Source organism: Pantoea conspicua (assembly GCF_002095315.1).
Classification (GTDB): domain Bacteria; phylum Pseudomonadota; class Gammaproteobacteria; order Enterobacterales; family Enterobacteriaceae; genus Pantoea; species Pantoea conspicua.
On record NZ_MLFN01000020.1, the window covers coordinates 38140 to 56878 of the forward strand.

General features: G+C 55.3%; 18 protein-coding genes, 3 pseudogenes and 1 other annotated feature. Of the genes and pseudogenes, 6 read left to right on the forward strand and 15 right to left on the reverse strand.

Translation table 11 applies throughout. The annotated features are described in order from the left end of the window. Window positions 1-61 precede the first annotated feature (61 nt). Window positions 62-184: a hypothetical protein gene (locus tag HA41_RS09355; RefSeq protein ID WP_341865062.1), complete on the reverse strand. Its 123-nt coding sequence runs from the start codon at window positions 182-184 to the stop codon at window positions 62-64. Window positions 185-322: 138 nt separating this feature from the next. Further along, window positions 323-619 carry a YciI family protein gene (locus HA41_RS09360; protein ID WP_031374572.1) on the reverse strand — a complete coding sequence of 99 codons (297 nt, stop codon included), beginning with the start codon at window positions 617-619 and terminating at the stop codon, window positions 323-325. 201 nt (window positions 620-820) lie between these two features. Here HA41_RS09360 and tonB point away from each other — a divergent pair, with 201 nt between their 5' ends. Beyond that, on the forward strand, window positions 821-1585 hold the full coding sequence (gene tonB, locus HA41_RS09365) for a TonB system transport protein TonB (RefSeq protein ID WP_143807310.1): 765 nt from the start codon (window positions 821-823) through the stop codon (window positions 1583-1585). Between the two features lie 46 nt (window positions 1586-1631). On the opposite strand, the gene yciA is transcribed toward tonB, so the two are convergent. The 4 genes and pseudogenes from yciA to HA41_RS09385 form a co-directional block, all read right to left on the reverse strand. After that, on the reverse strand, window positions 1632-2054 hold the full coding sequence (gene yciA / locus HA41_RS09370) for an acyl-CoA thioester hydrolase YciA (RefSeq protein WP_094120552.1): 423 nt from the start codon (window positions 2052-2054) through the stop codon (window positions 1632-1634). 60 nt (window positions 2055-2114) lie between these two features. Continuing rightward, window positions 2115-2653: pseudogene (locus HA41_RS09375) on the reverse strand (septation protein A). A 56-nt stretch (window positions 2654-2709) separates the two neighbouring features. Then, the gene (locus HA41_RS09380; RefSeq protein ID WP_094120553.1) at window positions 2710-3444 is read right to left on the reverse strand and encodes a YciC family protein; all 735 of its coding nucleotides are present in this window, start codon (window positions 3442-3444) and stop codon (window positions 2710-2712) included. Between the two features lie 27 nt (window positions 3445-3471). Continuing rightward, a complete protein-coding gene (locus tag HA41_RS09385; RefSeq protein ID WP_094120554.1) occupies window positions 3472-3888 on the reverse strand; it encodes a YkgJ family cysteine cluster protein in 417 nt (138 codons plus the stop codon). Between the two features lie 253 nt (window positions 3889-4141). Here HA41_RS09385 and ompW point away from each other — a divergent pair, with 253 nt between their 5' ends. Then, the gene (ompW, locus tag HA41_RS09390; RefSeq protein ID WP_094120555.1) at window positions 4142-4774 is read left to right on the forward strand and encodes an outer membrane protein OmpW; all 633 of its coding nucleotides are present in this window, start codon (window positions 4142-4144) and stop codon (window positions 4772-4774) included. A gap of 49 nt (window positions 4775-4823) precedes the next feature. Here ompW and HA41_RS09395 read toward each other — a convergent pair whose 3' ends face one another. The 6 genes and pseudogenes from HA41_RS09395 to HA41_RS09425 form a co-directional block, all read right to left on the reverse strand. Next, complete coding sequence (locus HA41_RS09395) at window positions 4824-5138, reverse strand: BON domain-containing protein (protein WP_094120556.1); 315 nt, start codon at window positions 5136-5138, stop codon at window positions 4824-4826. Window positions 5139-5287: 149 nt separating this feature from the next. Next, window positions 5288-6091, reverse strand: a complete 804-nt coding sequence (gene trpA, locus HA41_RS09400) for a tryptophan synthase subunit alpha (protein ID WP_094120557.1) — start codon at window positions 6089-6091, stop codon at window positions 5288-5290. Beyond that, on the reverse strand, window positions 6091-7281 hold the full coding sequence (gene trpB, locus HA41_RS09405; protein ID WP_094120558.1) for a tryptophan synthase subunit beta: 1191 nt from the start codon (window positions 7279-7281) through the stop codon (window positions 6091-6093). The genes trpA and trpB overlap by 1 nt, the downstream gene beginning before the upstream one ends. Before the next feature lie 46 nt (window positions 7282-7327). Next, entirely contained in the window at window positions 7328-8689 is a 1362-nt protein-coding gene (gene trpCF / locus HA41_RS09410) for a bifunctional indole-3-glycerol-phosphate synthase TrpC/phosphoribosylanthranilate isomerase TrpF (protein WP_143807311.1), read from the reverse strand. 2 nt (window positions 8690-8691) lie between these two features. Then, window positions 8692-10286: pseudogene (trpD, locus tag HA41_RS21370) on the reverse strand (bifunctional anthranilate synthase glutamate amidotransferase component TrpG/anthranilate phosphoribosyltransferase TrpD). Next, a pseudogene (locus HA41_RS09425) lies at window positions 10286-11847 on the reverse strand (anthranilate synthase component 1). Before HA41_RS09425 ends, trpD begins: the two co-directional pseudogenes overlap by 1 nt. Window positions 11848-11870: 23 nt before the next feature. Further along, window positions 11871-11975: a sequence feature (Trp leader region), on the reverse strand. 154 nt (window positions 11976-12129) lie between these two features. Here HA41_RS09425 and rnm point away from each other — a divergent pair. After that, a complete protein-coding gene (gene rnm, locus HA41_RS09430) occupies window positions 12130-13014 on the forward strand; it encodes an RNase RNM (protein ID WP_094120562.1) in 885 nt (294 codons plus the stop codon). 12 nt (window positions 13015-13026) lie between these two features. Continuing rightward, window positions 13027-13647: an L-threonylcarbamoyladenylate synthase gene (locus HA41_RS09435; protein WP_094120563.1), complete on the forward strand. Its 621-nt coding sequence runs from the start codon at window positions 13027-13029 to the stop codon at window positions 13645-13647. 10 nt (window positions 13648-13657) lie between these two features. On the opposite strand, the gene HA41_RS09440 is transcribed toward HA41_RS09435, so the two are convergent. After that, complete coding sequence (locus HA41_RS09440) at window positions 13658-14305, reverse strand: hypothetical protein (protein WP_094120564.1); 648 nt, start codon at window positions 14303-14305, stop codon at window positions 13658-13660. A gap of 776 nt (window positions 14306-15081) precedes the next feature. Between HA41_RS09440 and rluB the strand changes: the two genes are divergently transcribed. Then, complete coding sequence (rluB, locus tag HA41_RS09445) at window positions 15082-15972, forward strand: 23S rRNA pseudouridine(2605) synthase RluB (protein WP_094120565.1); 891 nt, start codon at window positions 15082-15084, stop codon at window positions 15970-15972. A 58-nt stretch (window positions 15973-16030) separates the two neighbouring features. On the opposite strand, the gene cobO is transcribed toward rluB, so the two are convergent. Further along, a complete protein-coding gene (gene cobO, locus HA41_RS09450; protein ID WP_094120566.1) occupies window positions 16031-16621 on the reverse strand; it encodes a cob(I)yrinic acid a,c-diamide adenosyltransferase in 591 nt (196 codons plus the stop codon). Beyond that, window positions 16621-17382, reverse strand: coding sequence for a YciK family oxidoreductase (locus HA41_RS09455; protein ID WP_094120568.1), 762 nt, complete (start codon window positions 17380-17382; stop codon window positions 16621-16623). Before HA41_RS09455 ends, cobO begins: the two co-directional genes overlap by 1 nt. A 174-nt stretch (window positions 17383-17556) precedes the next feature. On the opposite strand from HA41_RS09455, the gene sohB reads away from it, so the two are divergent. Next, a complete protein-coding gene (gene sohB, locus HA41_RS09460; RefSeq protein WP_094120567.1) occupies window positions 17557-18603 on the forward strand; it encodes a protease SohB in 1047 nt (348 codons plus the stop codon). Window positions 18604-18739: the final 136 nt, after the last annotated feature.

Consider the following 18739-nt stretch of genomic DNA (forward strand, 5'->3'; position numbering starts at 1 on the left):
CCTTACCAGTAAAAAAAAACCGCCGGTGGGCGGTTTTTTTTACGCGTAACGGCTGATCTTTTCAGCCCGCGGCACCGGATTCAACACGCACCATCAGGATCATGTTTACCAGTTGCAGCACCGCTGCCAGCACAATTAACATCACAATCAGATGTTTTTTATTGCGCCAGCCCTGCTGCGCCAAAAGTAAAGGGCGGTCGCGATAAGCGCCACGATCGGCACCAGCAGCGCCAGAATAATCATTTGCATTGTTGCTTTACCCGGAAAACAAAAAAGGCCCCGGTGCGCCGCACCGAAGCCATTTATCAGCGCGCATTCGCGATTAGAAAACGCGTTTGAACGGTTTAACGGCCACCTGTTTGTAAACGCCAGCGGCAATATAGGGATCATCTTCTGCCCAGGATTGTGCCGCTTCAAGTGACGGGAACTCGGCAATCACGGTTGAACCGGTAAAGCCTGCCACGCCCGGATCGTTGCTGTCGACGGCAGGCATCGGACCCGCAATAATCAGGCGTCCTTCTTCATGCAGTAGTTTCAGGCGCGCCAGATGGGCAGGGCGCACGGCATTACGTTTTTCCAGTGAATCTGCGTTGTCTTCTGCATAAATGACGTAAAGCACTTGGGAGCTCCCATTAACTCTTCCTAATTTCGCAACACGTTAAGGGATTGTTTATCAGAGTGCAAACGAAACCTCTGACCCGCTTACTGCTCAGCATAAAGGGCTAAAAAGCGCTTTTCTTTCGGTGAGATGGCGGGAGTTATTGAAACTGATTGCTATTTGCATTTAAAATCGGCTCTTCATTTAATGACTGCGACTGTTATGACCACGCTGACTATGCCATTACCCAAACGCACGCCTGTCTCCATGTTATTGTCTGTCGCTTTGCATGGTACCGTCATTGCCGGAATTCTCTACGCCTCATTCCATCAGGTGACCGAAGTGCCCAAAGCGTCGCAGCCCATCAGTGTCAGCCTGGTCGCCCCGGAAATTCAGCCACAACCTGCGCCAGCGGTAGTTGAGCCACCGGCTCCGCAGCCAGAACCGGTACCTGAACCGCAGCCAGAGCCGGTACCTGAACCTCAGCCCGCCCCGGAACCCCCGAAGGCGGAACCGGTACCGATTCCGAAGCCAGAACCGAAGCCAAAACCAAAACCGAAACCCAAGCCGGAACATAAGCGTGAGCAACCTAAACGCGAGGTAAAACCGCGTCAGGAGAGCAAACCCCAGGCCAATCCGTTTAAACAGGACCTGCCGGCGACGCAGAACAAGCCGACAACTGCGCCGAAATCGACGCCGTCAGCGAGCCAGACGGTTTCCAGCGGGCCGAAAGCGCTGAGTGTCAGCAAGCCAGGTTATCCACAGCGCGCACGGGCGCTTCGCATTGAGGGTCGGGTGCGGGTGAAATTTGATGTGAACAGCGAGGGACGGGTGGAGAATATTCAGATCCTCTCCGCGGAACCGCGCAATATGTTTGAACGGGCAGTCAGGGAGTCGATGAAGCAGTGGCGTTACCAGAGCGGTCGTCCAGGACAGGTGACCATGAACGTTGTCTTTAAGATGAATGGCGGTGCCAGCATCGAATAAAAAAGCTGGCGGTCAGTGACACTGCACCTGACCGCCAGACGACCGGCTAGTCGCTGGGTTGCTGGTTAGCACGCCCGGCAGGTAGTGGACGCGAATTGCCGTCATTGTCTACCGCGACATAGATAAACACCGCTTCGGTGGCACAGTAAGTCTGACCAATCGGTTCAGACGACACCTTCTTGATCCAGACTTCGACATTGATGGTCATTGAACTGTTACCGGTACGGATACAGCGCGCATGACAGCTGACCACGTCGCCCACCGCCACTGGCTTCAGAAAGGACATGCCATCAACCCGCACCGTCACGACCCGGCCTTCGGCAATCTCTTTAGCCAGAATAGCGCCGCCCATATCCATCTGTGACATCAGCCAGCCGCCAAAGATATCGCCATTGGCATTGGTGTCTGCTGGCATGGCTAACGTACGTAACACCATTTCGCCTTGCGGCAATTTATGCTTTTCGCCCATTGCTTTCGTTTCTTCTGCAGATGATCGCTAAAAAAATGCCCGGCGTGCCGGGCAGAGTAATTATTTTTGTTGTTGTTGCGGCATCTGTCGCCAGATATAGAGCCCGCTAATCAGGGTAAACAGTAAGGTGAGACCGGTCAGACCAAACACCTTAAAGTTAACCCAGAACGCCTGAGATAACCAAAACGCAACGTAGATATTTACCAGGCCGCAGATCAGGAAAAACAGCGCCCAGGCGGTATTGAGCCGACGCCAGACCGGATCGGGCAACTGTAACTCTTTGCCCAGCATGCTCTGGATCAGCGTCTGCTTCATGAACCACTGACTGTAGAGCAGCGCGACGGCAAACAGGCTGTAGATCACTGTCACTTTCCACTTAATAAACTCATCGTTGTGGAACACCAGCGTCAGCGTGCCAAATACGGCGACCAGCACAAAGGTAAAATGGTCATCTTCTCCAGCTTACGATAGAGCAACCAGCTGACAACTAAAGCCAGACCGGTCGCGACAATCAGTGCGCCTGAAGCAACAAAGATGTCGTACAGCTTGTAGAAGATGAAAAAGACCACCAAAGGGAGAAAATCGAGTAACTGCTTCATAATCATTCCAGTCAGGGCTGAATGGGGGACCGATGCGCCCGAAGGCGCACCGCTCATCAACGTAACAGCATATAAAGCCGGTACAGATAGATGATTAACATGGCCGAAACCAGGTTACCTGCAGCGGTGAAGATCACCGAGGAAACGTTCATCGGCAGCACGGTCAGTGATGAGAAAAACAACATCACCACCACTTTTGCCAGCAGCCAGAGAAGAATGGCGGGCGCAATCAGCTTCACGTTCTTCCACGCCATTCGCATACTGGCCCGCATGGCGGCGAACACGCCGATCTTCTCATTCGCCAGCATCACCGGTGCCAGCGACAGCAGAATCGTCAGCAGAATACCAGGCACCACCAGAACCATAAAGCCCAGCTGCGCCACCAGCGTGATCAGAAAAATCAGCAGTAACAGCTTTGGCAATAAAGGCGCAGAGGCGCCAATGGCACGCAGCGCACTGACCCGCTGACCAGAAGAGACCATCGGAATCAGACACAACATCCCGCCGAGTAACAGCGTATTACCCACCAGTGCCGCGAACGTTCCCGCCGCAGAGGCGCGCAGCAACACCTGCTGCTGTTCAGGTGACATGTTTTGCACCATCTCAAACAACGAACTGGCACTGTCGTCACCCTGCTGCAGAATCGCCATCTGATCGGCGCCAGGCGTCAGCACATGTACCAGCATGACGGTGATGAAAGCAGTCAACAGCGACATCAACAGTAAGGTGACCAGCTGATGGCGGGTAAAATTTCCAGTGTCACGGTATAACGAGCTTGCCGTGATAGACATGTACACTCCTTGGAGGAACCGGGTTAATTAACCCGGCGATTGTACATGTTCTGGCAGCTCGCGGGCACCCGGCGAGAGATAACTTTCTGTCATAACAGGTAAAGAGGGGTGAAAAAGGGCGGGAAGACCGTAACGGGCGCGGGCGCGATCGCAGGCGTCATTGGCGACACCCTCTTCGCCCGACATCGCAAACTCCCGACAGGGCGTTGGCCGTTGCTCATAAATGCCGCAGGAGACGCAGCCGCCAATCTCGCCCTGCAGGGCGACACAGCGAGGCGCACGATCGTTGGTGCCGCGCATATTGCGCATCAGCAGGCTCAGCGGTTCGGTTAATTCGGCGGGCACCGGGCCGCCAGCATCATCGGCTTCAGCCCAGTAGAAAGAGACACGGAAATGGGCGCAGCAGGCGCCACAGCTGACACAAGGGTTAGACGTTTCGCTCATTTGATCACCCGCCACTCCTGAGGCATCGAACCAAAATCAACAATCAGGATCAGCAAAATAAGCCGGGCAAGATTTTTCAGCAAGGGGAATTTCCCGATGTCAGCCACAGCCAAAATTGATCTAAATCAATTCATTGTTTTTTAAGTGATTTATATCAACCGAACAGAGTGCAATTTTCTGTAAATCACGTTAAATCTTTGCCAACAAAAAAATGATGACGTTGGATATATTTACCTTTAGCAAAGGAGTGATAATGAAACTGGCAAAATGCGCGATGCTTCTGGCTCTGGCTTTACCACAACTGGCAATGGCTCATGAAGCGGGCGACTTCTTTATGCGTGCCGGCAGTGCAACGGTACGTCCAACCGAAGGTTCCGATAATGTGCTTGGCATGGGAGAGTTCAGCGCCAGCAACGATACCCAGCTGGGCCTGACCTTTACCTATATGGCAACCGACAATATCGGGGTTGAACTGCTGGCCGCCACGCCATTCCGGCATAAAGTCGGTCTGGGTCCGACCGGTACACTGGCCACGGTACGCCAGTTACCGCCGACGCTGATGGCGCAATACTATTTCTTCGACAGCAAGAGCAAAGCGCGCCCGTATGTTGGCGTCGGTATCAACTACACCACCTTTTATGATGCAGATTTTAATCAGACCGGCCGTGATGCCGGACTCACCGATCTGAGCGTCAAAGATTCATGGGGGGTAGCAGGCCAGGTCGGTCTCGATTATCAGATCAACCGCGACTGGATGCTGAATGCGTCGGTGTGGTACATGGATATTGATACTGAGGTGAAATTCAAGGCGGCAGGCGAACAGCAGAATATTAATATGCGCATCGATCCCTGGGTCTTCTTCTTTGGGGCGGGTTACCGTTTCTGATGAAAAAAGGCCGCTGAATCAGCGGCCTTTTTAATCTTCATAGCAGGTATTACTTGATCTGCATGTTGTTAACCACGGACTTCACGCCCGGCACGCTGCGGGTAACCTGTACGGCACGATTAGCCATCTGTGGTGATGAGACAAAACCACTGAGCTGAACTTTACCTTTAAAAGTTTCTACGTTGATTTCAGTCGATTTCAGCGAGTCATCTTTCAGCAGTTCACCTTTCACTTTGGTGGTAACCACGGTGTCATCGATATAGCCACCGGTTCCCTCTTTGGTCGCGGTTGGCGCACAGGCGCTCAGTGCCAGCGCAACCACACCTGCCATCAACGCACCCGCCACAGCTTTAAATAATTTCATTGCTTTCTCTCCCTGTCACAAATTGGATGCGACGTTACCGTAACGGCGCTCTGACATTGTGGTGCAGATTTTGCAAAAAGGGCAAATGGCGGGATGTAAAAAAAGGAAAGAAATCATGCCTTATCGTGTGATAAGGCATGATGGCGGGATTAACGGCTGGCGGCTTTCAGGCTGCTGACGAAGTTTTTCAGTTCACGCAGCATCACCTCAGGTTCCGCATGATTTTTTTCAATGATCCGGACAATGGCCGAGCCGGAAATGGCACCCGCGGCACCGGCGGCGATGGCTTCCTTAACCTGCGACGGTTCAGAGATGCCAAATCCCTGCAGCGGCGGGGCCGCATTGTATTCACGCAGCTTTTCGATCAGGTGCTGCAGCGGCAGGCTGGCGCGGTTGTCTGCGCCGGTAACGCCAGCACGGGAGAGCAGGTAGGTATAGCCGCGCCCGTGTGAAGCGATTTCGCGCAACAGCGCATCGCTGGCGTTCGGCGGGCAGATGAAGATCGGTGCCACACCATGACGCAGTGCTGCCTGACGGAACGGGGCGGACTCTTCCACCGGAACGTCAGCCACCAGCACCGAATCCACACCGGCTTCTGCGCAGCGGGCGTAAAACGCATCAACACCGTTGGTGAATACCAGATTGGCATACATCAGTAAACCGATCGGCAGGTCCGGGTATTTACGGCGAATGGTCGCCAGCATTTCAAAGCACTGTTGGGTATTGGTGCCCGCCGCGAAGGCGCGCAACGTCGCATTCTGAATCGTCGGGCCGTCAGCCAGCGGATCGGAGAAGGGAATGCCTAACTCCAGCGCATCTGCACCCCCTTCCACCAGCGCGTCAATAACCTGCAATGAAAGCGCCGGTGACGGATCCCCGAGGGTGACGAAGGGCACAAAGGCGCCTTCGTTACGGGCAGAGAGGCGTTTAAACAGTTGATCGTAACGTTCCATCAGATTTCTCCCTGCGCGGTCAGAATGTCGTGAACGGTGAAAATATCTTTATCGCCACGGCCGGAGAGGTTAACCACGACCAGCTGCTCTTTGTCCGGCTCGGCCTGAATCATCTTCAGGGCATGGGCCAGCGCATGTGACGACTCCAGTGCCGGAATGATCCCTTCGGCACGACACAGCTGTTTAAAGGCGGCCAGCGCTTCGTTATCGGTAATCGAGACATACTCAGCGCGACCAATGCTGTTCAGGTGCGCATGTTGTGGTCCCACTGACGGGAAATCCAGACCGGCAGAGATCGAATAAGATTCTTCGATCTGGCCATCTTCGGTCTGCATCATCGGGGCTTTCATACCGAAGTAGATGCCGACGCGGCCATGTTTTAGCGGTGCGCCATGCTCACCGGTTTCAATACCGTGACCCGCCGGTTCAACGCCGATCAGTTTCACGCTGGTTTCATCGATAAAGTCAGCAAACATACCGATGGCATTAGACCCGCCGCCGACGCAGGCGATGATGGCATCGGGCAGACGTCCTTCTTTTTCCAGGATCTGCTTTTTCGTCTCTTCGCCGATCATCCGCTGAAACTCCCGCACGATGGTCGGGAACGGATGGGGACCGGCGGCGGTACCAAGCATATAGTGTGCGGTTTCGTAGCTGCCAGACCAGTCGCGCAGCGCTTCGTTACAGGCATCCTTCAGGGTTGCTGAACCACTGTGTACCGGGATCACTTCCGCGCCCATCAGACGCATACGGAACACGTTAGGAGACTGACGCTCAACGTCCTTGGCACCCATGTAGATGCGGCATTTCATGCCAAGCAGGGCGCATGCCAGCGCCGAGGCAACACCGTGCTGTCCGGCACCGGTTTCGGCGATGATCTCGTTCTTACCCATGCGTTTGGCTAACAGCGCCTGACCCAGTACCTGATTGGTTTTGTGCGCGCCGCCGTGCAGCAGATCTTCGCGCTTCAGGTAGAGCCGGGTTTTGGTGCCTTTCGTCAGATTTTTACACAGCGTCAGGGCGGTAGGCCGGCCGGCATAGTTTTTCAGCAGATCGGTAAATTCCGCCTGAAACTCAGGATCTTTCTGGGCATCGACAAACGCTTCTTCCAGCTGGCGTAACGCTGGCATCAGGATCTGCGGGACATACATCCCGCCAAATTCGCCAAAGTAGGGATTGAGTAACGTCATTTTTCATCTTCCTTTTTCAGGCCCGCCGTTGAGCAGGCCAGGCAAATCAGTAGGCGCGCAGTGTCTGAAACACCGCCGCGATTTTACGGGCATCTTTAATGCCGGGCGCGCTTTCCACCCCGGAGTTGAAGTCGAGACCGGCACAGCCCAGCTGCGCGGCTTCAACACAGTTATCCGCGCTCAGGCCACCGGCCAGCAACACATCATTCAGCATCTGGCCCTGCAACAATGACCAGTCAAAGCGCTCACCGGTGCCGCCGTCGCCGTTATCAAACACGTAGCGATCGATGTGCGCCCAGTTACGCTCGGGTAACAGACCTTCAATGCGCAGCGCTTTCCAGATTTCGATTCCGGCGGGCAGCGCCGCGCGCAGTTCTGCAACGAAATCAGGCGTTTCCTGACCGTGCAGCTGCACGGCTGACAGTGACAGTGCGGTCGCCTCTGTGACAACGTCACTAACGGAGCTGTTACGGAACACGCCGACGTAGCACAGCGGTGCGCCAGCCATCACCGTCCGGGCGGTCCCGGTATCAATCTGACGCGGTGAGCCGGCGGCGAAAATCAGTCCGCCATAGATGGCGCCTGCTTCATACGCAGCGCGTGCATCTTCCGCCCGGGTCAGACCGCACACTTTGTTTGCGCCGAGCGTGACCCGGCGTACCGCGGCGGTCAGATCGGGCTCTTCCATCAGGGCGGAGCCAATCAGGAAGCCGTTAGCAAAGTGGCTGAGCTCGCGAATATCGGCATAACTGTTAATGCCGGACTCGCTGATCACCGTCACGCCGTGCGACAGGCGCGGCGCCAGCTGACGGGTACGGTTCAGATCGATCGACAGATCGCGCAGATCGCGGTTGTTAATTCCGACCACTCTGGCCTGCAACGCAATGGCGCGCTCCAGCTCCTCTTCATTACTGACTTCGGTCAGGATACCCATCTTCAGGCTATGGGCGACGGCAGCCAGCTGACGATACTGTTCATCATCCAGCACCGATAACATCAGCAGAATGGCATCTGCCTGATAGTAACGCGCCAGATAGATCTGATACGGGTCGATGATGAAGTCTTTGCACAGCACCGGCTGGGTGATAGCGGCGCTGACGATCGGCAGAAACGCGAAGTCGCCCTGAAAGTATTTTTCATCGGTCAGTACGGACACCGCGGACGCATAGTGGCGGTAGACCCCGGCAATGGCGGCAGGATCGAAATCCTCACGAATAATGCCTTTTGAGGGCGACGCTTTTTTACACTCCAGAATAAACGCGGTTCGCGCGCCCTGTAGTGCATCATAAAAATGACGGCTGGCAGGTTCAATGCTGTTCTGAAAGGTAGAAAGAGGTTGCTGCTGCTGACGCGCTGCCACCCAAATCGCTTTGTCCTGCACAATTTTTTCTAACACGGTACCTTGCATGGTTATCCTCTTGCTGCCAGAGCGACCACGCGCTCGTAAGCCTGTCCACTGCGGATAGCGTTGAGCGCACGCTGTGCGTTTTCACGCAGATCTTCATGACCGAAAACTTTAAGCAGCATCGCCACATTCACGGCGACCGCTTCCTCATGGGCCTGCTGGCCATTACCCTGGAGTAAAGCCGTGAGAATGTCACGATTTTCTTCCGGCGTGCCGCCAGCCAGCGCCTCCTTAGGATGGAAGCCAAAACCGAAGTCTTCCGGCGACAGCTGATAGCGGGTGATTTCCCCGTCACGCAGCTCAGCGACGTGGGTGACATCATGCAGTGCCACTTCATCCATTCCACCGCCATGCACCACTGCGGCACGCTGATAGCCCAGCACTTTCAGGGTCTGCGCAATCGGCATTACCAGCTCGGGACTGTAAACCCCAATCACCGCCAGCGGTGGACGTGCCGGGTTGATCAGCGGACCTAATACGTTAAACAGCGTCCGGGTTTTCAGCTGCTGACGCACTGGCATCGCGTGGCGAAACCCGGTGTGGTACTGCGGTGCAAACAGGAAACAGACGTTGAGATCGTCCAGCGCCTGTCGTGCCCGTTCAGCCGGCATGTCCAGATCGATGCCAAACGCTGCCAGCAGATCGGAAGAGCCGGACTTGCTGGAAACGCTGCGGTTACCGTGCTTCGCCACTTTCAGGCCGCAGGTCGCCGCCACGAATGCGCTGGCGGTGGAAATATTGATGCTGTTGCTGCCGTCGCCGCCGGTACCGACGATATCAGCAAAGGCATAGTCGGGACGGGGAAAGGGTTTTGCATCTTCCAGCAGCGCGGTCGCTGCACCGGCAATCTCTTCCGGCGTTTCGCCCCGGACTTTCATTGCAATCAGCGCCGCCGCCAGTTGGGTCGGCTCCAGCTGACCGGTAATAATTGCGCTGAACAGCTGATGACTCTCAGCCTGATTCAGCGTCTGCGCCTGGTAAAGTTTTTCCAGTGTCTGTTGCATAGTCATTCTCCCTGTTACTTCGCCAGCGCCCAGGCCAGCGTCTGCTCAAGCAGTCGTGCGCCCTGAGTGGTCAGGATGGATTCCGGATGGAACTGGAATCCGCATACCCGGTCAGTTTCGTGGCGCACCGCCATCACCATGCCGTTGTAGCTGGCATTGACGGTGAGCTCTTCCGGCGTATTGCTGCCGACCAGGGAGTGATAGCGCGCCACCGGCAGCGGGTTGCTCAGGCCGGCAAACATCGCCTCGCCATCGTGAACCACCGCAGACGCTTTCCCGTGCAGAATCTCGCCAGCCTGGCCAACGTGACCGCCATATTCTTCAACAATCGCCTGATGGCCGAGGCAGATACCGATAATCGGTAAGCGTCCGCGCAGCGCCCGCAGTAGTTCCGGCATACAGCCAGCCTCTTTTGGCGCGCCAGGGCCGGGCGAGAGCATCAGTACCGGATTTTCCATCCGTTGCAGGTGCTCGATTAACAGCGCTGCCGGCAGATTGTTGCGATAGATCACCACGTTATGACCAAAGGTCCGCAGTTGATCGACCAGGTTATAGGTAAATGAGTCGATGTTATCGAGCAGCAGAATATCGGCCATCAGAAGATCTCCTTGCAGTGATGGGCAGTGGCAATGGCGCGCAGTACGGCGCGGGCTTTATTGCGGCTCTCATCGGCTTCCGCCTGCGGATTCGAATCCAGTACCACACCGGCGCCAGCTGCACAGTCGCTACGCCGTCTTCTACATATGCCGAGCGGATGACGATACAGGTATCAAGATCGCCATTGGCGGTAAAGTAACCGACCGCACCGCCGTAACTGCCGCGACGGGTGCCTTCGGCCCCGGCGATCAGCTGCATGGCACGGACTTTCGGTGCACCGCTCAGCGTGCCCATGTTCATACAGGCGCGATAGGCGTGCAGCACATCCAGATCTTCGCGCAGGGTACCGACCACGCGTGACACCAGGTGCATGACAAACGAATAGCGGTCAACTTTGGTCAGGTCCGCCACATAGCGGCTGCCCGGCACACAGATACGCGCCAGATCGTTGCGCGCCAGGTCGACCAGCATCAGGTGTTCCGCCAGCTCTTTATGATCGGTGCGCATCTCCAGCTCAATGCGGCTGTCGAGGTCGCGATCCAGCGAACCGTCGGGTTTACGTCCGCGTGGACGGGTACCGGCAATCGGATAGATCTCAATCTGACGCGAGCTGGCGTCATATTTCAGCGAGCTTTCCGGTGAGGCACCAAACAGAGCGAAGTCCTGGTCCTGCATGAAAAACATATACGGGCTGGGATTGCTGTTTTTCAGCGTGTCGTAGGCCGCCAGCGGTGAAGGACAGGGCAGTGAGAAACGGCGCGACGGTACCACCTGGAAGATTTCGCCAATGCGAATCGCTTCTTGCATGGTACGGACTACCTGACAATATTCTTCATCGCTCTGGCTGGTGGTCAGGCTCATCTGCTCCACCGTCTGAACCGGCAGGGCCGGCGCCGGCTGCAGCATCTGACCATGCAGTTGCTCAATACGGCGTTGCAGACGCTGAAATTCACTGGTGGATGGGCAGAACAGGCTGGCCTGCAGTCGCGCGCTGCGGGTCTGGTGATCGATCACCAGCAGCGTTTCCGCCAGATAAAAACAGTAATCCGGGCAGCGCTGCTGATTGTCCAGCGCCGGCAGGGTTTCAAACCCGGCAACCAGATCATAGGCAAACAGGCCACCTAACAGCACGGCTTCCCGCTCGTCGGAGGGGGAGTTGACCAGCTGGGGAATCAGACGCAGGGCATCAAACACCGACAGCGCCTGCAGACGGGCATCTTCATCCTGCTGCCCGGCGTTTTGCGGGAAAGTCAGTTCGCGCCCGTCGGGACGGACCTGGTTATCCACGGAGTCTGGTAGCGCGGCGTCAAGCAACGGCAGCAGCGCGCGGCCATTCTCCGACAGCGCCTGCAAGGTCACCTTGTTGTCCAGCGCGCTGATACGCAGTGCGCTGTCGACAATCAGCAGGCTTTTGAGATTCTTTTTGCTGTCAATATCAGCAGATTCAAGCAGCAGGGTTGCCGGACGTGCGCCGCATAACTGATGAAACACTGCGGCCGGATCTTCGCGATAAGGCGCGTTGCCGGTAATCAACTTCACTGTAGGTTTCGCAATTGGCATGATGGTTTCTCTGAATTTCGCTCAAAAAAAAGCCCGCTCGGTGGCGGGCTCAGGTATCTGCACAGCGTTTACGCAAAATGTGCACGACCACGTCGCCCGTGTTCGGGAACATCGCGCCACCAACCGTTAAAATGCGTGATTACAACAGCCATGATTGAATACCCGTTACGTGTGAACTTGTGTACTAGTTAACGGGTTCGGGGCGGAAATGTCAATACACTTTTTCACTGGCGGCTAAAATCGTTATCATGCTGGCCGGTTTAGTTTCCAGCAGGAGTTCTTTTGAGCGATATCGCCCGTTTCCCGATCTATGATTTACACAGCCACACGCGGGCTTCCGATGGCTTACTGACGCCTGCGGCGCTGGTACAGCGCGCGGTTGAGATGCGCGTAGGCGTACTGGCGATCACCGATCACGATAGCGTCGCCGGCGTAGATGAAGCGCAGCAAACGGTCATCGATCTGGCCTTGCCGGTTAAGGTGCTGGCGGGCGTTGAAGTCTCTACGCTGTGGGAGAACCATGAGATTCATATTGTGGGATTGAATATTGATACCCGTCATCCGGCGCTGGTCAGTTTTCTCGCTGGCCAGCACGCCTGTCGACAGGCCCGCGCGGAACAGATTGCCGAACGGCTGGAAAAAGCGCGTATTCCGGGCGCGCTGGCAGGTGCGATGCGTCTGGCCGATGGCGGCGTCATCACGCGTGGTCATTTCGCCCGCTTTCTGGTGGAGCAGGGCAAAGCGGATAACATGGCGCAGGTGTTCAAAAATTATCTGGCGCGCGGCAAAACCGGCTACGTCCCGCCACAATGGTGTACAATTAAACAAGCTATTGATGCGATTCATCATTCTGGCGGTTGTGCAGTACTGGCGCATCCCGGGCGCTATGGCTTATCAGCGAAATGGTTAAAGCGGCTGGTGGCCCATTTCCGTGAAGCAGGCGGCGATGCGATGGAAGTGGCCCAGTGCCAGCAGGCGCCGAATGAGCGTACTCAACTGGCGCAATATGCCAGAGACAATGCGCTGGCCGCATCACAAGGTTCTGATTTTCATCAACCCTGCCCGTGGATTGAACTGGGCCGCAAGTTATGGCTGCCCGCGGCGGTTGAGCCGGTCTGGGAACGCTTCCCCGCACTGGCGCCCGCCCAGCTCTCCACGGAAAGGTGACACGAGGTTTCTATGAGTCAATTGTTTCACATCCATCCCGATAACCCACAGCCACGTCTGATTAATCAGGCGGTGGACTACCTTAATAAAGGCAGCGTGATCGTCTATCCGACCGATTCCGGTTATGCGCTGGGCTGTCGACTGGAAGAGAAGGGCGCGATGGAGCGCATCTGCCGTATTCGTCAGTTAGACGGGAATCACAACTTCACCCTGATGTGCCGGGATCTTTCCGAGCTTTCTGTCTACTCTCAGGTCGGCAACTCCGCCTTTCGCCTGCTGAAAAACAATACGCCCGGCAACTACACCTTTATTCTCAAGGCGACCAAAGAGGTGCCACGTCGTCTGATGAATGACAAGCGGAAAACCATCGGGCTGCGCGTACCTTCCAATCCGGTGGCGCTGGCGCTGCTGGAGGCGCTGAACCAGCCAATGATGTCCACTTCGCTGATTCTGCCGGGCAATGATTTTACCGAGTCTGATCCGGAAGAGATTCAGCACAGCATCGGTAAGCTGGTCGATCTGATTATCGATGGCGGCACGCTGGGGCAACAGCCGACCACGGTGGTCGATTTAACCACCGATGCGCCGGAAATTGTGCGTGAAGGGGTGGGCGATACCCGCCCATTCCTGTAAGGCGACTGACTCAGGCACCGCGAGTCGGTGTCTGTGCCAGATTGCTCTGCAACCAGGTTTTAAACTGGCCGTAGGGAATATAAAGTGAAACGTCTTTGAGGATCACTTTCCCGGTACGGCCATTTTTAATGGCATCAGAATAACCGACAATCACGCCGCCCAATGTCTCATCACTATTATAAACGCCACCGCCCGACATGCCCTGTACCACGCCAGCATTAGAGGCCATTGCCATACAGGGGCTTTTATTCCAGCCATTGCGAATAGAGGTGCGGGCTAAATTAACCCCTTTAGATTCAACCGGCAGCGCGGAAATAAAACTGTAGCCGTACATTTTTACCGGATCGCCAATATCGCTGCTGCGGAAGCGGGTTAAGGTCCCGGGACCATTCTTATGATAAATAATCGCCAGATCGCAATAAGGATGGTAAGACTTAACGCGCTGCACGGCGGTTTTCGCGACGTGGGCGGCGGTCAGGCTGTATTCAGGGGTAAGCGGAATGCTGGTGCCAAGGGTACCCAGACCGAGGATCGTCGGAATGCCAGTCACGCTCATATCTACGTGCTGCATCGCCGTACGACTGTACTCAGTATGGCCCACGGAACACCCGGTCAACGCCAGCGCGGCAAACGCTGGGCACAGAAAGAGGTTTCTCATGATGGTATTCTTTTTTCAGGCATGTCGTGAAAATCCCTGGTGAAGACTTCTGACATGCAATCAAGGTTCATCACTGAACCGTATTAACGCAACAACTCCGGATGCGCCGGTTTATTGGATTAATCTAAAAAGGCTATTTTTATTAATGAATCATTAAAATTTAATTTTTATCGCGAGCTTATTTTACTGCCAGCTCTGCGTTTTTATCTGCTTCAGTGACAAAGTGTACACTTATAATTTTTCTGTACAATTAATTAAAACTAACCTAATTAAAATACCCTGTAAAATAAAGTAATAAACAAATCTGCCTTGGGGTTACGCTACTAATTTTTATTTAATAGATGGCATGTGGCGGTTAAACTCAACTCCCTGGTCTTTTATGCTGCAATGACGAATGAACACAGAAGAAATATTGCAGCGGAAAAGCGATGGAAGTGTAAGATACCGTGATTGTTTTTTCTTCTGACGGATTGAATGGTTTTGAACCATAGTTCAGAAAATTTAAAATACGCGCACTATAAAGTTTTTGAAAATCGGTTTTATTCTCCATCTTTACTTATTAAATCGTCTGCGAAGGAGTACCTGCTAAAGCTGGCGCAGCAGGCAGAAAATTGACCGGAATCGGCTATCCTTTATTTGACTCTGTTAACCATAAAGCGCGTTACATCAGGGGTGAATGTCTGTATAATGGGCCAAACTTTTTAAGTTAACCTATTGATTTAAAAAGATTTCCCACCCTACCGTGACGCCTGGGAAGGCGACAAAGAGGAAGCTCAATGAGCGAGAAGTTACAGAAAGTGTTAGCGCGTGCCGGTCATGGCTCGCGTCGTGAAATCGAATCGATGATTGCTGCCGGTCGCGTCAGCGTCGATGGTAAAATTGCCACTCTCGGCGACCGTGTCGAAAGCAGTAAATCCCTTAAAATTCGTATTGATGGCCACCTGGTCTCCATCGCCGAGTCGGCGGCGGAAGTCTGCCGGGTGCTGGCCTATTACAAGCCGGAAGGCGAGCTTTGTACGCGTAGCGATCCCGAAGGCCGTCCAACCGTGTTTGACCGTCTGCCCCGCCTGCGCGGTTCACGCTGGATTGCCGTCGGCCGTCTGGATGTGAATACCTGCGGTTTAATGCTGTTCACCACCGACGGTGAACTGGCAAACCGCCTGATGCACCCAAGCCGTGAAGTTGAACGTGAATACGCGGTACGCGTGTTTGGTCAGGTCGACGACGACAAAATTCGTCAACTGAGCAAAGGCGTTCAGCTGGAAGATGGCCCGGCGGCATTTAAAACCCTGCGCTTTGGCGGCGGCGAGGGCATCAACCAGTGGTACAACGTCACCCTGACTGAAGGACGTAATCGTGAAGTGCGTCGTTTATGGGAAGCGGTGGGTGTGCAGGTGAGTCGTCTGATGCGCGTGCGCTACGGTGATATCACCCTGCCAAAAGGCCTGCCTCGCGGCGGCTGGACCGAGCTGGACCTGCCGGCCGTCAACTACCTGCGCAACCTGGTTGGCATGGATGACGAAACGGTGACCAAGCTGGTGGTTGAGAAAGATCGTCGCCGCACCAAAGCGAACCAGATCCGTCGTGCGGTGAAGCGCCATAGCAAAGTGAGCAGCACGCCACGTGCGCCACGCCGCAATCCGGGCAGCAAACGTAACTCCGGTTAATCCCGATTCCGTTGCCCGATAGCGAAAAACGCAGCCCTGGGCTGCGTTTTTTTTTCTGCTACCAGTCAATTCCCTGTTGCGCCTGAATGCCGGCATCAAAGGCATGTTTCACCGGCCGCATTTCGGTAACGGTATCTGCTCTCTCCAGGATGCTGCGATGACAGCCGCGCCCGGTGATAATCACGCTTTGCCCGGCGGGACGCTGTTGGAGGGCAGTAAGCAGTTCTTCCAGCGGCAGATAATCCATGCTAATCATGTAGGTGATCTCATCCAGGATGACCAGTTCCTGCGACGAATCCGCCAGCATCCTTCTGGCGTGCTGCCAGACCGCCAGACAGGCGGCGGTGTCAGTTTCCCGATTCTGGGTTTCCCAGGTAAAACCGGTCGCCATCACCTGAAACTCGACACCATGCTGTTCCAGCAGGTTGCGCTCGCCGTTGGGCCAGTCACCTTTAATAAACTGAATAGCGCCGACGCGTTTACCATGACCACAGGCGCGCAGGGCAGTACCAAAGGCGGCCGTGGTTTTGCCTTTGCCGTTGCCGGTAAAGACCATCAGGATGCCACGTACCTCACTGGCCGCTGCGATGCGGGCATCGACCTGCTCCTTAAGCCGCTGCTGCCGTTGCTGATGGCGATCGTCGGCCATTATTCTGCTGCCCCCGGTTTCCGGCCCGGCTGTGCATCAAAACTGATACCGGTTTTGCGTCGACTGTCGTCGCCCATTAAATAAAGGTAGAGCGGCATCAGATCGGCGGGGGTTTTCAGCTTGTCAGCATCTTCCTGTGGAAACGCGCTGGCGCGCATTTTAGTGCGTGTCCCGCCGGGATTGATGCAGTTTACCCGCAGAGTATGGTTTTTATACTCATCGGCCAGCACCTGCATCATGCCTTCGGTGGCAAACTTGGAGACCGCGTAGGCACCCCAGCCCGCACGACCGGTGCGACCCACGCTGGAGGTGGTAAACACCAGCGAGCCCGATTCTGATTTCAGCAGCAGCGGCAACAACGCCTGGGTCAGAAAGAAGGTGGCATCCAGATTGATTTTCATCACCTGCTGCCAGACCTGCGGATCCAGTTCAGCCAGCGGCACAATCTCACCCAGAATGCCGGCGTTGTGCAGCACGCCATCAAGATGAGAGAACTGCTGCGCCAGCTGGTGAGCCAGTTGCTGACAGCGTTCAGGCGTGGCGTCCGCCAGGTCAAACACCAGTGAGTGCGCCGGGCGTTTAGTAAGTTGATTAATCGTCTGTTCGACCTGTTGCAGCCTGTCGGCGTTGCGGCCCATCAGGATCACTTCGGCGCCATAGCGGGCGTAAGTCAGCGCCGCTTCCCGGCCTATGCCGTCGGACGCGCCGGTGACCAGGATAATGCGATGATTGAGCAGGTCGCTTTTCGGTTGATAATGCACAGCGGGATCCTCCAGCGAAAACAGCATGATTCCGCTTTATGCCTGAATTTACGAATTGGCGCAATCGCCAACCGGCGCATTCTGTGCCAGCTGCTGGCATTTCAGGCGACTGATAGGGGCAAAACGGCTAAACTAGCCCATTGTCTCTAATTCTCTGTTTACTAAGGCGACGCAATGGATCTTCTTTCAAGTTATGGACTGTTTTTAGCAAAAGTGGTGACGCTGGTTATCGCGATCGCTGCAATTGTGCTGATTGTGATGAATGCCGCGTTGCGCAAACGGGGTCAGAGCGGTCAACTGCGGCTGACGCATCTGGGTGAGGACTACCAACAGATGAAAGAGGACCTGCAGCTGGCGAAGATGAAACCGCAGGTGCAAAAAATATGGCTGAAAAACCATAAAAAAGCAGAAAAGCTGAAAGCGAAGGCGGAAAAGCGGGCGGCGAAGCAGGGTGAAAGCGAGGTGAGCAAACCCACACTTTACGTGCTCGATTTCAAAGGCAGCATGGATGCCAGCGAAGTCACGTCGCTGCGTGAAGAAGTCTCAGCGGTACTGGCCGTCACCCAGCCAGGCGATGAAGTGCTGCTGCGGCTGGAGAGTCCGGGTGGTGTGGTGCATGGCTATGGCCTGGCCGCCTCTCAGCTGCAGCGTCTGCGCGATCACGGTCTGCACATCACCGCGGCAGTGGATAAAGTGGCGGCCAGTGGCGGCTACATGATGGCCTGCGTGGCCGATCGTATCGTGGCGGCGCCGTTTTCGATTATCGGCTCGATCGGCGTTGTGGCGCAAATTCCCAACTTTAATCGTCTGTTGAAGCGCAACGACATTGATGTGGAACTGCATACCGCTGGACAGTACAAGCGCACCCTGACTCTGTTTGGTGAAAATACCGATGAGGGACGGGAAAAGTTTCAGGAAGATCTGGATGAAACCCATCTGCTGTTTAAGCAGTTTGTTCATCAGATGCGCCCCACGCTGGATATCGATAAAGTGGCGACCGGCGAGCACTGGTATGGTCGACAGGCGCTGGATCTTGGCCTGATTGATGAAGTTGGCACCAGCGACGATCTGATTATTCGTCAGATGGATCGGTTTAATGTGCTGGGCGTGCATTACGCCCGTCGTCGCAAGATGATTGACCGTGTGACACACAGTGCCGGATCGGTCGCCGAGCGGCTGCTGCTGAAACTCTGGCAGCGCGGCGAGAAGCCACTGCTCTGATACCCGCCCTGGCCTGTGTCTGATGCTCGTCAGTTATGATTAAGTTTGCAAAGGCTGTCACGGTCAAACGTGGCAGCTTTTTTTGTCTGGCAGGCGTGCCGGAGTGCGGGCCTGCGCACCGCTGCTGCTGCCGGGC

Excerpts from the sequence above, each read along its gene's own strand:
- tonB (WP_143807310.1), top strand. The coding sequence starts at position 821 with ATGACCACGCTGACTATGCCATTACCCAAACGCACGCCTGTCTCCATG.
- yciA (WP_094120552.1), bottom strand. The coding sequence starts at position 2,054 with ATGGGCGAAAAGCATAAATTGCCGCAAGGCGAAATGGTGTTACGTACG.
- HA41_RS09380 (WP_094120553.1), bottom strand. The coding sequence starts at position 3,444 with ATGTCTATCACGGCAAGCTCGTTATACCGTGACACTGGAAATTTTACC.
- HA41_RS09385 (WP_094120554.1), bottom strand. The coding sequence starts at position 3,888 with ATGAGCGAAACGTCTAACCCTTGTGTCAGCTGTGGCGCCTGCTGCGCC.
- ompW (WP_094120555.1), top strand. The coding sequence starts at position 4,142 with ATGAAACTGGCAAAATGCGCGATGCTTCTGGCTCTGGCTTTACCACAA.
- HA41_RS09395 (WP_094120556.1), bottom strand. The coding sequence starts at position 5,138 with ATGAAATTATTTAAAGCTGTGGCGGGTGCGTTGATGGCAGGTGTGGTT.
- trpA (WP_094120557.1), bottom strand. The coding sequence starts at position 6,091 with ATGGAACGTTACGATCAACTGTTTAAACGCCTCTCTGCCCGTAACGAA.
- trpB (WP_094120558.1), bottom strand. The coding sequence starts at position 7,281 with ATGACGTTACTCAATCCCTACTTTGGCGAATTTGGCGGGATGTATGTC.
- trpCF (WP_143807311.1), bottom strand. The coding sequence starts at position 8,689 with ATGCAAGGTACCGTGTTAGAAAAAATTGTGCAGGACAAAGCGATTTGG.
- HA41_RS09435 (WP_094120563.1), top strand. The coding sequence starts at position 13,027 with ATGAGTCAATTGTTTCACATCCATCCCGATAACCCACAGCCACGTCTG.
- HA41_RS09440 (WP_094120564.1), bottom strand. The coding sequence starts at position 14,305 with ATGAGAAACCTCTTTCTGTGCCCAGCGTTTGCCGCGCTGGCGTTGACC.
- rluB (WP_094120565.1), top strand. The coding sequence starts at position 15,082 with ATGAGCGAGAAGTTACAGAAAGTGTTAGCGCGTGCCGGTCATGGCTCG.
- cobO (WP_094120566.1), bottom strand. The coding sequence starts at position 16,621 with ATGGCCGACGATCGCCATCAGCAACGGCAGCAGCGGCTTAAGGAGCAG.
- sohB (WP_094120567.1), top strand. The coding sequence starts at position 17,557 with ATGGATCTTCTTTCAAGTTATGGACTGTTTTTAGCAAAAGTGGTGACG.